This is a genomic window from uncultured Chloroflexus sp. (assembly GCF_937951745.1).
Taxonomy (GTDB): Bacteria; Chloroflexota; Chloroflexia; order Chloroflexales; family Chloroflexaceae; genus Chloroflexus.
The window spans coordinates 49,159-62,922 of sequence record NZ_CALFBQ010000018.1; the positions used below are offsets into that span (position 1 = coordinate 49,159).

General features: G+C 60.9%; 11 protein-coding genes. 6 read left to right on the forward strand and 5 right to left on the reverse strand.

Annotated elements, in window-relative coordinates:
• Positions 1-2: 2 nt before the first annotated feature.
• Entirely contained in the window at positions 3-1,067 is a 1,065-nt protein-coding gene (locus Q1A59_RS05635; RefSeq protein WP_298404829.1) for a GTP-binding protein, read from the forward strand.
• An 86-nt stretch (positions 1,068-1,153) separates the two neighbouring features.
• Positions 1,154-1,663 (forward strand): NUDIX domain-containing protein, encoded by a 510-nt coding sequence (locus tag Q1A59_RS05640; RefSeq protein WP_298404831.1) that lies wholly within the window; start codon positions 1,154-1,156, stop codon positions 1,661-1,663.
• Positions 1,664-1,798: 135 nt separating this feature from the next.
• Here Q1A59_RS05640 and Q1A59_RS05645 read toward each other — a convergent pair whose 3' ends face one another.
• Positions 1,799-2,368, reverse strand: coding sequence for an ABC transporter ATP-binding protein (locus tag Q1A59_RS05645; RefSeq protein ID WP_366949930.1), 570 nt, complete (start codon positions 2,366-2,368; stop codon positions 1,799-1,801).
• Positions 2,369-2,442: 74 nt separating this feature from the next.
• On the opposite strand from Q1A59_RS05645, the gene Q1A59_RS05650 reads away from it, so the two are divergent.
• The 4 genes from Q1A59_RS05650 to bchE all read left to right on the forward strand — a co-directional run bounded on the left by Q1A59_RS05650 (position 2,443) and on the right by bchE (position 6,093).
• Positions 2,443-2,784, forward strand: coding sequence for a hypothetical protein (locus Q1A59_RS05650; RefSeq protein WP_298404833.1), 342 nt, complete (start codon positions 2,443-2,445; stop codon positions 2,782-2,784).
• A 1-nt stretch (position 2,785) separates the two neighbouring features.
• Entirely contained in the window at positions 2,786-3,577 is a 792-nt protein-coding gene (locus Q1A59_RS05655) for a TlyA family RNA methyltransferase (RefSeq protein WP_298404835.1), read from the forward strand.
• A 171-nt stretch (positions 3,578-3,748) separates the two neighbouring features.
• Positions 3,749-4,360 (forward strand): bacteriochlorophyll 4-vinyl reductase, encoded by a 612-nt coding sequence (bchJ, locus tag Q1A59_RS05660; protein WP_298482189.1) that lies wholly within the window; start codon positions 3,749-3,751, stop codon positions 4,358-4,360.
• A gap of 77 nt (positions 4,361-4,437) precedes the next feature.
• Positions 4,438-6,093 (forward strand): magnesium-protoporphyrin IX monomethyl ester anaerobic oxidative cyclase, encoded by a 1,656-nt coding sequence (bchE, locus tag Q1A59_RS05665; protein WP_298404841.1) that lies wholly within the window; start codon positions 4,438-4,440, stop codon positions 6,091-6,093.
• A gap of 201 nt (positions 6,094-6,294) precedes the next feature.
• Here the strand turns inward: bchE and dnaG are convergent, their stop codons facing one another.
• The 4 genes from dnaG to smc form a co-directional block, all read right to left on the reverse strand.
• Entirely contained in the window at positions 6,295-8,331 is a 2,037-nt protein-coding gene (dnaG, locus tag Q1A59_RS05670; RefSeq protein WP_298404843.1) for a DNA primase, read from the reverse strand.
• An 18-nt stretch (positions 8,332-8,349) separates the two neighbouring features.
• On the reverse strand, positions 8,350-9,417 hold the full coding sequence (locus tag Q1A59_RS05675; protein ID WP_298404847.1) for a deoxyguanosinetriphosphate triphosphohydrolase: 1,068 nt from the start codon (positions 9,415-9,417) through the stop codon (positions 8,350-8,352).
• A gap of 104 nt (positions 9,418-9,521) precedes the next feature.
• The gene (locus tag Q1A59_RS05680) at positions 9,522-10,136 is read right to left on the reverse strand and encodes a hypothetical protein (protein ID WP_298404849.1); all 615 of its coding nucleotides are present in this window, start codon (positions 10,134-10,136) and stop codon (positions 9,522-9,524) included.
• Positions 10,133-13,702, reverse strand: a complete 3,570-nt coding sequence (smc, locus tag Q1A59_RS05685) for a chromosome segregation protein SMC (RefSeq protein ID WP_298404852.1) — start codon at positions 13,700-13,702, stop codon at positions 10,133-10,135. The genes Q1A59_RS05680 and smc overlap by 4 nt, the downstream gene beginning before the upstream one ends.
• Positions 13,703-13,764: the final 62 nt, after the last annotated feature.

Consider the following 13,764-nt stretch of genomic DNA (forward strand, 5'->3'; position numbering starts at 1 on the left):
GCATGGAAATGTCTGCCCATCCAGTTCCAGTGACGATTCTGACCGGTTTCCTTGGCTCTGGCAAAACCACCTTGCTCAACCGGATTCTGCACGCCGATCACGGTTTGCGCACGGCGGTGCTGGTGAATGATTTTGGCGCGATCAATATTGATGCCCAGTTGGTGGTTGGGCTTGAAGGCGATACGATTGCGCTGGCCAACGGTTGTATTTGCTGCACCATCCGCGATGATCTGCTGCGCGCGGCATTGCAACTCTTAGATCGGCCAGTACCGCCGGAGTATCTTATTATTGAGGCGAGCGGGGTGAGTGATCCATGGGCCGTGGCCGATACGTTTCTCATGCCTGAACTGCGCCCATATTTCCGTCTCGATAGCGTGATCACGGTTGTTGACGCCGATTATGTGCGCCAGCAGCCGGACTATGAGGCGCTGATTGTCGAACAGATTAGTGCTGCTGATATAGTTGTACTCAACAAAGTTGACTTGGTTACGCCTGATCAACTGGTCAGCATCGAAGAGTGGGTGCGCCGGATCGTGCCACAGGCGCGAATCTTGCCGGCGACATATGGTGACGTACCGTTGTCGCTTGTGCTAGATGTAGGCCGCTTTCAGCAGCGCGCAGCGCTACACTTTGTTGCTGTCACCAATCAGAGCGAAGAGCATGATCCTGCGGCAGATGATCATAGCGAACACCACCACCATGACCACGGCGCCGAATTCGCCACGTGGCATTACGTCTGTGACCGTCCGTTTACGCTCAATGCGTTTCGACGAACCATTCTCAACTTACCGCCGGCCATTTTCCGCGCTAAAGGGGTGGTCTATCTGGTCGAAGTTCCCCAGCGGCGCGCCGTCTTGCAGGTGGTAGGGACGCGGGTGCATGTGACGGTGAGTGAGCCGTGGGGTGACCAGTCGCCTCAGACTCAGATGGTGTTTATTGGTGTGCCGGGAGCGATGGATGAAACCGCGCTGCGCGCTGCCTTCGATCAGTGTTTGCATCAGCCGGATCAGCCGGTCATGGAAGCGATAGCCGCTTCACAAGCGTGGCAGCGTCCGGTGGGATCGTGAAGAGCGGGCCAATGACGGAGCGCAGCGTCATTTTTTATGTTATACTACAAATCTTGTTGGATCCGTCGCTCGTTGCGCAGGAAGTCATGTATCGCCAGTATTCGTTCTGTTCATTCTGCGGCCATCCGTTTGCCGAACATCAGTCATGGCCCCGCATTTGCTCTCACTGTGGTAGCACAACCTATCGCAATCCCTTGCCAGTGGTCTTGTTGTTGCAGCCAGTTGATGATGGACTCTTGCTGATCCGGCGGGCGGCGCATCCGCGCCGGGGGCAGTTGGCGTTACCCGGCGGTTTTATCGAGATGGGAGAGCGTTGGCAAGACGCAGCCGCCCGCGAGCTGTACGAAGAGGCTGGGATAGAGATTGATCCGGCGTTGGTCAGCGATTTTGCTGCGCGCAGCACTCCCGATGGCTATCTGCTCGTGTTTGGGATCGGGCCGCAACTGCGCAGCGAGGATCTACCAGTCTTTCTCCCCAATAGCGAAGCTGCTGATCGGGTCATTATCACTGCGCCGGCTGAGCTAGCCTTTCCACTGCATACCGAGATGGTCTTGCGGTTCTTCACCCAACTGCGCCAATGGCGGCCTTTGATGTAGCGGGGACGCTGTTGGCAGCAGTTCGCGCTTCCCCATAGGCCGCGGTGGCAGGGGAAGCGCATGGTGGTTAGATCAATCCGTACTGCATGAGGCGATCGTGATCGGTGAGGAGTGAGGAGGTTGCTTCATCGGCTATCACGCGACCGTCGCGATCACGATCACGCGCGGACATACCTCGGTGACCAGTGCCAGATCGTGGGTTGCGACGAGCATCGTTTGCGGTAGGGTACGGAGCAGGGTGCTCAATTCGCGACGGGCGCGTGGGTCAAGACCGGCGGAAGGCTCATCAAGCGCCAGCACGCTCGGCTGCATGGCCAGCACCGTCGCCAAGGCCACCCGTTTCCGCTGACCGAGGCTGAGCCGGTGGGGTGGACGCTGTTCATAGCCGGTCATCCCGACCGCCTGCAATGCCTGCCGGACACGCCGGTCAACCTCGGCCGGTGCCAGACCCATATAGCGCGGTCCAAACGCAACATCGTCACCGACGGTTGGTGAGAAGAGCTGATCATCGGGATGTTGCATGACCAATCCTACCCGTGCCCGAATCTGACCGAGATTCGATGACGTCACGGGCAGGCCGTCGACCACGATCGTGCCGCTTGATGGGCGAAGCGTCCCGTTGAGCTGAAGCAAGAGCGTGCTCTTGCCGGCTCCATTCACTCCCAGCAACGCTACCTTTTCCCCAGCAGCGATCGTCAGATCAATTCCACGGAGGGCGGGTGTCCCATCAAGATAGGAGTGCGTCTACGTGCCCCAAGATACGGTATAATGCGTGTGCTATGAGTGGACACTACACCATTCCAACTCGCATCCGGCTTACCGAGGTGCAACGCGACCAGCTTTACTGGCTGCTCCGCGAGCGCGGTATCGAGCTGGATGACTTCATGACCGAGCTGGTGAACGATTATCTGGCCGGCCAACCATTGCCGCCAGCACCGGCGCCGGTCGATCGGCAGGCGACCATTCGTGAGCAGTTGCGGCTGCGTCGCAACCAATTGCGCATGTTGCGCGCCCAACTGCATGATCCGCACAATCCGCCGCCTGACTGGTTGCGGGCGATGGTGGCTGAGTTGGAAGACGAAATTACCCGCCTTGAAGTTGAATTGCGCCGAGAAGAGTAGCATGGCCCGCCAACGTCTCGATACGCTGCTAGTCGAGCTTGGTCTGGCAGAGACGCGCGCGCGGGCGCAGGCGCTGATCATGGCCGGGCAGGTGCTGGTCAACGGCCACGTGCAGACCAAGGCCGGCACGATGGTACCTCTCGACGCCCAGATTGATGTGCGTGGCGGCTTGCCCTACGTCAGCCGCGGTGGCTTCAAGCTCGCGCATGCGCTAGATCAGTTTGGGCTTGATCCGGCAGGGTTGACAGCGATCGATGTTGGCGCTTCCACCGGCGGGTTTACCGACGTATTGTTGCAACGCGGTGCGGCGCGGGTGTTTACGGTTGATGTCGGCTATGGCATTCTCGACCACCGGCTGCGCACCGATCCACGGGTGGTTGCGCTCGAACGCACCAACATTCGCCACCTCACCGCGCTGCCTGGTGGCGTGCTGGTCGATTGCGCCGTGATCGATGTCAGCTTCATCTCGCTGCGGCTCGTCTTGCCGGCAGTACAGCGACTCATCACACCAACCGCGTGGATTGTGGCGCTGATTAAGCCGCAGTTTGAAGCCGGACCGCAACACGTGGGCAAAGGCGGTGTGGTGCGCGATCCGGCGGTGCATGCGCAGGTGATCCACGATATTCTGTCCTTTGCAACGACGCACCAGCTCAACCCTGCTGGCCTCACCCGCTCGCCGATTACCGGCCCGGCGGGGAACGTCGAATTTCTCGTCCTCTTCCATCCCCAGCGCCCGTCTATCGAACCCCAACGCGCGATCATAGCCTGTGTGGAGGGAGGCGGAGCGTCGTAGCGACACAGCGCCGCTGCATCGCTACCGTATGTCACTACGTTGCCCGTCATCTGCACACCTTTGTTTACCCAGTTTTTACCCTGAGTGAATGACTTACAACCGGCAAAATCGGGTAAAGATGTTACATTTATTGCATACGTTGACATTTCAAACAATGTCAGTGGGCATAGTATGCAAGATGTAGCACACGTCGCTGAAGTTGCCCGGATCGGGCCAAATTCGATCATCCAGACCATCGCGGCCTTACGCGAGCAGTATGGCGCCGAGACCACCGCAGCTTGGCTGCGTCGCAGTGGGCGAGGCCATTTCCTTGAAACGATGCCCGACCACATGCTGGCCGAGAGCGAATTTGGCGCGATGATCCGTGACTTGCGCGACTGGCTAGGGATGCCGGCGGCGATGCGAGTGCTTGACCGTTCGGGCGAACTCACCGCGAACTATGTGGCGACGAACCGGGTACCGGCACTAATCAGGCTGCTCTTACCGCGCTTGCCGGTGGGGTTGGCGTTGCGTATCTTTCTTCCAGCCATTGCCAAACATGCGTGGACGTTCGCCGGCAGCGGGCAATTTGGCTATACGTTACGGCCACAATGGCAGTTGACGCTGGCCAATAGCGTGGAAGCTCGTGGAGTGCAGGCTGCCGAGCCGGTGTGCAGTTACTACCGGGCGGCGTTTGAAGGCTTGTTGCGACGGGTAGTGAGCGATCGGATCCGTGTGCGCGAGGTGGCATGCCGGGCTATGGGTGCGCCGCGCTGCACGTTTGCCGTATCACGTGAGGGGTAATCCGGGGGCGTCGATTTCGTTTGTCTTTGCGTTGTTGTAGTTCAGACTTGGTCGTCAGAAAGGAAGAGAGGCCACGCATGCGGATCATGATGATCCAGCCGAACTACCATGCCGGTGGGGCTGAAATTGCTGGGAACTGGCCGCCGAGCTGGGTCGCCTACATCGGCGGCGCATTGCGCACCGCAGGCTTCAACAACCTGCGTTTCGTCGATGCGATGACGGAAGATCTGCCCAATGAGCAATTGCGCCTGATCTTGCGCCATAATCGGCCTGATGTGGTGATGGCCACGGCGATCACGCCGATGATCTACAAGGCGCAAGAGACGTTGCAGATCGCGCGTGAAGAAGTGCCGAATGCTCGTCTCATTCTTGGCGGCATTCACCCGACCTTCATGTATGGTCAGGTCTTAACCGAGGCGCCATGGATCGACTACATTGTGCGCGGCGAGGGTGAAGAGATTATCGTCGAGCTGATGCAGTCGATTGAGGCCGGCACCGACCGGCGCGACCGGGCCAACATCAAGGGGATTGCCTACCTCGAGGACGGCAAGGTGGTGGCGACGCCGGCCCGTGATCCGATCGCCGATCTCGACAAGCTCACCCCGGATTGGAGCCTCTACGATTGGAAGCGCTATATCTACGTGCCGCTCAATGTGCGGGTGGCCGTGCCCAATTTCGCCCGCGGCTGCCCCTTCACCTGCCGCTTCTGCTCGCAGTGGAAGTTCTGGCGGCGCTATCGCTCTCGCAGCCCGCAGAAGTTTGTTGATGAGATCGAGACGCTGGTGCGCGAGCATCAAATTGGCTTCTTCATTCTGGCCGATGAAGAGCCGACCATCAACCGCAAGAAGTTCACCGCGCTCTGCGAAGAGCTGGTACGGCGCAAACTGCCGGTTTACTGGGGCATTAACACCCGTGTGACCGACATTCTACGTGATGAAGCGCAGTTGCCGCTCTGGCGCGCCGCCGGGTTGGTGCATATCTCGCTCGGCACCGAGGCTGCTGCTCAGATGAACCTTGACCGCTTCCGCAAGCAGACGACGATCGAGCAGAATAAGCGCGCGATCGAGCTGATTAAGAAGCACGGCATGGTGGCCGAGGCCCAGTTCATTATGGGCATGGAGAATGAGACGCCGGAGACGATCGAAGAGACCTATCGCTACGTGCTCGACTGGAAGCCGGATATGGCCAACTGGAATATGTACACGCCGTGGCCGTTTGCCGAGCTGTTTGAAGAGCTGGGTGATAAGGTCGAGGTGCGCGACTATGCAAAGTACAACTTCGTGACGCCGATTATGAAGCCTGAGCTGATGGATCGCGAAGATGTGCTCAAGGGTGTGTTGCGCAACTATGCCCGCTTCTATATGCGCAAGGCCTTCCTTGAGTACCCGTTTATCAAGGATCCGTTCAAGCGGCGCTACATGCTCGGTTGTTTGCGCGCCTTTATGAAGACCACCGTCACTCGCCGCTTCTATGACCTTGGTCGCATCCACATGCGTGGTGCCCAGCTCGAGATCGATCTCGGCTTTGACGAGTCGCGCGTGCTGACGCCGGAGCAGATCGCGGCGATGAAGCAGCGCAAAGAGATGAATGCCGATACCACCTTCGGCGGCGCGGCTCCCGGCATCGATCCCGAAGAGATCAAGATTCAGGCCGAGAATCCGCTCAACTTGCCGTTGGAAGTGGCGGTGAACGAGAACGCTCATGCGGCGACTCCGGCCAAGCCGGCGTCATAAGTGGCGGCCCTCACCCCCTTACCCCCTCTCCCGGCGGGAGAGAGGGAGAAGGGATTGGTGAGCAAAGGCCACAACCAGACGCAACCCATGCGAGTGTTTTCGTATCTTTTGTAGCTCTTGGTGGCTACGCTTCAGCCCGGCCCTTTAGGGCCGGGCTTGGTTTACGAAGCCCGCTGCTGTAAACCGCATCTGCACCAGAGTTTATCCTTGTCCTAAGAGATCGCGCAGATCGGGGAAGGTGCTCGACCGGCGGGGTTGGGTGATCTGTTCGGCGTAGGTACTCAATTCACGAATGTGGTGCAAGATGCGCTGAATCTCTTCCTCGTTGTCGAGTTCGCGTAGGCGTTCGTTGTAACGGTGGATGCGAGCCATCACCTGTGCTTTACGCAAGATGCGAGCGCATTGTTCAGCTTCGTGGCGGTAGCGCACGTCGTCGGGCCGGCGGTTGAGCGTCGCGATCAATGCTTGGGCTTCGCTGGTGAGCGGTTCGCCAAGGGTTTCAACCCACGCCTGCAAACTCTCGGCATCGGTGGGGCGCAGTTCGAGCGGGGTGGCAAGGTAAGCGCGCCAAATCGCTTGATGCAACGGCTCTTCGAGCAGGTCTTCCAAACCGGCCCCGAACAGTTCGCCTGCCTCGCGCCAGCGGGCATTGTACTCTTCGAGCAGTTTTTCAATCGCGACATTGACGCTGGGGTAGCGCAGCGCCAGCGCCAGCAGGTAGGCTTCGGTCTTGCGGCGACGCTCGTCGAGTGGCGAGGCAGCAATCGGCGCCGGTGCGGGTGGCGGCGGGGGTGGCGGCGGGCTATTGCGGCGCGCTCGTTCGTTGCGCCGAGCCGGTTGCACTCGCGCCCGCAGCAGATCGACGATCAGCTCGCTGCGCACGCCGGTCATTTGCTCAGCGCGGGCTACGTAGACGCGCTGAGCCGCGCCGTCAAGCTCACTCAGCAGCGGGATGATCCGCTCAAGCGCCAGCCGCTGTTGGGCCGGATCGTGCATATCGAGGCCGGCGGTGTAGGCTTCGAGGTAAAAATCCATCACCGGCGCAGCTTCCTCAACCAACTGTTGCCAGAGTGCGGGGTCAGCAGCGATCACCTCGTCGGGATCGCGCCCCGCCGGCAATCTGATGATGCGAATGGTGACATCGTTTTCGAGTCGCACAATGCCTTGGGCAGTTGTCACTATCCGGCCCTCGCCCTCCTCTTCAGTAGCGGCGCGGATAGTTTCGAGACCGCGCAAGGTCGCTTTCTGGCCGGCAGCATCGGCGTCAAGCGCTAGATAAACGGCGTCGGTTAGGCGTTTGAGCTGGTTGATATGCGCTTTGCTTAACGCCGTGCCGAGCGGCGCCACTACGTTGCGGAAGCCGTGTTGATGGGCGGTAATGACATCAACGTACCCTTCAACCACGATGGCGCGATTAGTGGCGCGGATGGCGTCGCGGGCGAGGTCGAGGCCGTAGAGCACCTCGCTCTTCTTGAAGAGCGGGGTTTCCGGCGTGTTGAGATACTTGGGTTGGGCGTCACCCAATGCTCTGCCGCCAAAGCCGATTACTTCGCCGCGCGCGTTGCGGATGGGAAAGATGATGCGGTTGCGAAAGCGATCATACGGGCCACGCTCGCCGGGGATGGCGAGACCGGCGGCGATAATGTCTTCGACGCTATAGCCCTTTTTGTCGTGCAGATAGGTAAAGAGGTGGCCCCAGTCGTCGAGGCTATAGCCGATCTGAAAGGCATCAATCGCCTCTTGGTTGATGCCGCGGCGAGCGACATATTCGCGACCGGGAGCGCCGCGACTGAGGTTGAGCAGCACATAGTTGAAATAGCGAGCAGCGACGCCGTTGATCTCTAGCAGCCGCGCCCGGCGTGCGTCTTCTTGGCGTTGGGCGTCATTTTTGGGTTCGAGCCGGATGCCGGCCCGTTCAGCCAATAACTCCAAAGCCCCTTTGAAATCGAGGCCCTGTTTGCGCATTACGAAATCGAAGGCCGTGCCAGAGGCGTGGCAACCAAAGCAGTAGAAGCTCTGGGTGTCGGGGTAGACGTGGAAGGCGGGGGTGCGGCTGTTGGGATGAAATGGACAAAAACCGACAAAGCTGCGCCCACTGCGCCGCAGTCCTACCCCCATCGAATTGATGAGGTCAACGATGTCGATGTTGGCTTTGATTTCGTCGATGACGCTCATGGTGCCAATGCTGTGAATGCCATGGTCGTGATGGTTATCGTAGACGGTATCAAGGAGACGCACGACCGTGCATCTCAGCCGTTACCCGCCCCACGTGCGCGGGATAAATATGCGTTTGAATACGGTCAATGCGTACCGGTCGGTCATACCGGCGATATAATCAATGACCGCTTGTTCAACCGGCTCGCCCCGCCGTTCGATAATCGCCATCAACTCAGCGGGCAGCTCTTCGGGATGGCGCATAAAATGGGTGTAGAGCGTTTCAATAATGAAACGCACCTTCTCATCTTCCGCTTTCGCTTCTGACCGCCAATAGACAGTTTGGTAAAGAAAATCGCGCAGCTTGTTGGTGGCAGCCAAGATGGTCGGACTCATCGAGATCAATGGCGGGTCAGGCGGAACGCCTTCGCCGGTTGCCCACCAGTTATGCTCGATCATATCGCCGACCATGGTGGCAAGGCGTTTGCTGTGGCTGTCACCGAGCAGCTCGATGCAATCGGCGGGCAGGTCTTCGGTGCGCAGAATGCCGGCGCGAATAGCGTCGTCAATGTCGTGGTTGATATAAGCCACGCTATCGCAGAGTTTGATAATCTGGCCTTCGAGGGTGCTGGCGGTGCCCCACGCTTTGGCAGTGATGTCGCGTCGCCCCTTGGAGTGCATGTAGATCCCCTCGCGCACGGCATAGGTAAGGTTCATCCCTTCGCCGTGCTGTTCCAGCACTTCGACAATCCGGCGCGATTGTTCGTTGTGGCGAAAGTGGCTGGAACAGATCCGGCTGAGCGCAGTTTCACCAGCGTGACCAAACGGCGCATGACCAATATCGTGACCGAGACCGATCGCCTCGGTCAGGTCTTCGTTGAGGCGCAATGCGCGGGCGACGGTGCGCGCCACCTGCGTGACCTCCAGCGTGTGCGTGAGCCGGGTGCGGTAGTGATCGCCCAAGGGGGCGATAAAGACTTGGGTTTTGTGTTTGAGCCGGCGAAACGGTTTCGAGTGCAAGATGCGGTCACGGTCGCGTTGGTAAGCAGTGCGAATCGGGCAGGGCGGTTCGGGCCGGTCGCGCACGGCATCGGCGCTCTTGGCCGCGTATGGCGAGAGGATTTGCGCTTCGAGCGCTTCATGCATTTCACGCACCGAAGGCCGGGTCATACGGGTGCTCCGTTGGTGTGGAATGTAGGGGTACAGCGTTGCTATGTTTCTTGGGTAGGACACAGCAACGCTGTGTCACTACTTTACCACACGTTGCGTCTAGGTTAGGGTTGTTCTTGCACCGCTTTTGCGCGCAATTCGGTCGAAGAGATGTCATGCCGGAAGAGGTGTTCGGGCACCGGGATGAAGAGCGATTCGTACCCCGCCGGCAAGGTGAGATCGGCAAGCGTGTGAAACCGCCCGTCGATCTGCCTACCGGCGACGAAGAAGCGGCAGTTGGCGGCGGCAATGGCAGCGAAGGCGGCTGACATCGCCTCGGCGCTGCCGTAGTAACGCGGATCGACGAGCCGCAGCGCGGTATCGTACCCCAGCACAAAGGCACGTCTGGGGTAGAGGCGCGCCTTTTGCACGAAGAGCGGCGCAGCAGCGAGAATGACATAATGCTTGCCGCGGAATTGGGCGACGCGCCGTTCAATCTCGGCCAGCGGCAACTCGCCTTTGTCAGCATTGCGTATCGTCAGCTCGAAATGCACTGGCTGGCCGGTCATCACCACCACTGCTCGTTGCAACCCCAGATGCCCGGCGTGAAGCGGGTTGAAGCTGCCGGGAAAGATCGCTCCCGGCGGGGGATCGTCGTGGCGCAATGCGCCATCAGGCGTGATCGTCAACGATCCGATTCGCCCGCTCAAGAGGTCGGCCAATTCGGCAGCATGGATCATGCCTCTTCCCCCACGTACTCTTCCACGCGCAACGAGACTACCCGCGAAGCGCCATCGTCACCCATGCTCACTCCGTAAAGCGTATCGGCTACTTCAATCGTACCACGATTATGGGTGATCACGATGAATTGAGTGCGATCGGTCAGGCGTTGTAACATCTCGCGAAACCGGCCCACATTGCTCTCATCGAGCGCAGCGTCAGTTTCGTCGAGAATACAGAATGGGCTCGGATTGACTTTCAAAATCGCGAAGAGCAACGCCACTGCGGTGAGTGTGCGTTCGCCGCCGGAGAGCAGGGCAATGTTTTGCGGACGTTTGCCCGGCGGGCGGGCGATAATCTCGACGCCTTGCTGGGGGCGTTTGCCATTACTCTCGCTGCTGTCGAGATCGGTCTCGATCAGCTCAAGGCGGGCGCTGCCGCCGCCGAACAGTTCTTGGAAGGTGGCGCTGAATTCGGCGGCGACGGCTTGAAAGGTGTGCTGGAAGCGGTCGTTCATCGCGCGATCGAGTTCATCAATAAGTTGGTGGAGAGTCGCGCTGGCGGCGCGGAGGTCATCGGCTTGCGCGGTGAGGAAGGCAGAGCGGTTGTTGGCCTCTTCATACTCTTCCAGTGCCAGCGGGTTGACCGTGCCGAGGCGGATGATGCGGCTGCGTAACGCTTCAATCGCTGCCGGCAGTTCGGCTAACGGTGGGCTATCGTTGGCGGGAGGCGGTGCGGTCAGGTCAATACCATCGGCGACGGCCCGCTCGAAGAGCGTTTCAAGGCGGTCAGCAGCGCGTTGCGCTTCGCGGGCCAACCGGCTATGGGCGGCTTCGGCGGCTAATAGATCGGTAGTAGCTTGCGCTTCAGCGGCTTCGAGGCGAGCCAATTCGGCTTCGGCGGCAGCCAATTCGGTTTCCGCCGGCTCAATCTGCGCCTGCAGGCCGTGCAGTTCGGCCAGCAATTGCTGCTGACGAGCCAGTGCCGCCGCATATGCCGTTTCGCGTTGGGTGCGCTCGTCGCGCAATGCCTGTAGCGTGGTTTCCAGTTCGCTGCGCTGGCGCACGAGGTTGGCGAGCGTGCGTTCGTGGCCGGCGAGCACTTCAGAGAGCATGCCCTGCCGGCTTTCGGCGGCGCTGAGTGCAGCGCGCAGGTTGGCCAACCGCTCTTGGCTGGCGCGATCAGCGCTAGCCTGCTGCTCTTGCCGTTCGCGCACTGCGGTGAGAGCTGCTTCAGCAGCGGCGCGTTCGGCGTGCAAACCGGTTTGGCGTTCGTGCAAGGCGGTCAACTGTTCGGCGAGCGTTGCTAACTCTTGCCCCAGCCGCTCTTGTTGCGCCATCACCCATTGTTGTTCTTGTTCCACTTGCCGGGTGCGGCGTTGGGCCTGATCGAGCGCATTGCGGGCCGCTTCACGTCGGCGCTGCGCTTCACGTTCGGCGTGCTCGGCGCTGCGCAGGCGGGTAGTAGCCGACTGCAACTCTTGATCGAGCGCGACGCGCTGCCGGTCAATCGCCTCAAGCGCGGCTCGCGCCGCCGCAACCTGTTCTGGCAGTTCGCGCAGCTCGCGCTCACGGCGCAACGCGCCGCTCTCACGGGTAGGAGCGCCGCCGGTGACAGCGCCACCACTCTGCACTTGCTCGCCGGCAAGCGTGACAATTGTCCAGCCGGACGGCAAATGGCGCAGCTCGGCGCGGGCGGTCGCCAAATCGGCGACAACCAGTGTGCGGCCAAGCAACTGTGCGACCACCACGGCATAGCGTGGATCGTACTCGACCAGCTCGGCAGCGACGCCGATTACCTGCGCCGAGAAGGCAGGGCGGCGGGAATCGCTGCTGGGCCGGCGCAGCGTATCGAGCGGCAAGAAGGTAGCCCGACCGACGCCGGTGCGGCGCAATTCGGCAATCGCCTCTTCGGCATCGCGCCACTGTTCGACCACGATGTGTTGCAGGCGCGCGCCAAGCGCAACTTCGATCGCGGTTTCCAATTCGGCGGGCACACGGATGATCTGTTGCACCAGCGTAAAGCCGGTGCGGCCGTTGCGTTCGGCCCATTCCAACGCCGCCTTAACACCGGCAAACGCACCGGCATGCGAGCGGGCAAGGCGGATAAGTGCCTCTAGGCGGGCTTCACGTTCGGCTAGTGTGTGGCGGCGGGTAGCGCGCTCTTCGTCGGCGGCGGCGCGGGCCGCGCGCAGGCGATCGAGTTCTTGGCGCGCGGCTTGTACCGCCGCTGTGTTCTCCTGATACGCTTGTTCAGCGGCGACCAGCGCAGCTTGCGCTTCAGCCACGGCAGCTTGGGCCGCGCCGGTTGTGCCGGCAGCCTGTGCCAAAGCGGTGGCCAAGCGTTCGCTTTCGGCGCGCAAACGGGCCTGTTGGGCGATTATCTGCTCGATCTGGCTCGCGACCGTCGCTTCGGCGCGGGCAGCTTGCAACGCGCGCTCTTGCGCAGCCTTGAGTTCGGTAGCCAATCTGATCCGCGCATGTTCGCCGGCCTGCCGTTCGCGTTCGGCCAGCGCCAAATCACGCCGGGCTGCCGCCACCTCTTGCGCGGCCTGCGCGGCCTCGGCAGCCACGCGATCACGCTCTTGCGCGGCCAGCCGCTGCTGTTCCGCCAGTGCCGACATTTGCCGCTCTAGCTCGTCGTGGCGGCGCGCGGCAGCGGCGATCCGCTCATACTCGACGGCCAGCTCGCGTTGCAATGTCTCGGCTTGGTGGTGCAGCGCCGAAGCCTGATGGTGCAACGCACCTAGCGCCTCGCGCTGTTCGCGCAGCGCAACGCGGCGGGCCTGCACCGCCGCTGCCGCTTCAGCCTGCACCGCGCGCCGGCGAGCCAGCTCGTCATCGGCCTGTTGCGCCTGCGCTTGCGCCTGTTGGGCTTGGGCTTGGGCCTCGCGCCACTGGGCATGGTGCCAGTGGGCCAACAACGTCTGCAATTCGGCCTGCCACTCGCGGTACTGGCGAGCTTGACCGGCCTGCCGGCGCAACGCGCGCAAGCGCGGCTCCAGCTCGGCCAGCAAATCGGTCACGCGCTGCAAATTGGTCTCGCTCTCGCGCAAACGGCGGAGGGCCTCGGCCTTGCGCAGCTCATAGCCGCCGATTTCTGCCGCGTCTTCAAACAGGCGACGGCGCTCAGCGGGGCGTAGGGTGAGGGCAGCGTCAACCAACCCCTGATTGATAATCGTATACGAACCGCCGAGTGGCTCGATTGCAGCCAGCAAATCGCGCAGACGGACGCGAGCGCGGTTGATGAAATACTCATTGTCACCGGTGCGGGTGACGCGGCGGGTGATTGTCACCTCATCAAAATCGAGCGGCAGCAAGCGGTCGGTATTGTCAATCGTCAGCGCGACTTCGGCCAGACCGGCGGGCGGGCGACGGCCACCGCCGGCAAACAGCAGCTCGCTGGCCTGTTTGCAGCGCAGCGTCGCCATACTCTGCTCGCCCAGTACCCAACGCACCGCGTCGGCCAAATTTGACTTGCCGCTACCGTTCGGGCCAACCACGGCAGTAATCCCCGGTTGAAACTCGAACACGGTGCGGGCAGCGAAAGTTTTAAAGCCTTGGATTTCGAGCCGTTTGAGATACATCTGGGCTAACCGTAACGGTTAGGAACGCCGCAGAGCGTTCCTACATTTGCGCATTGCAGTGA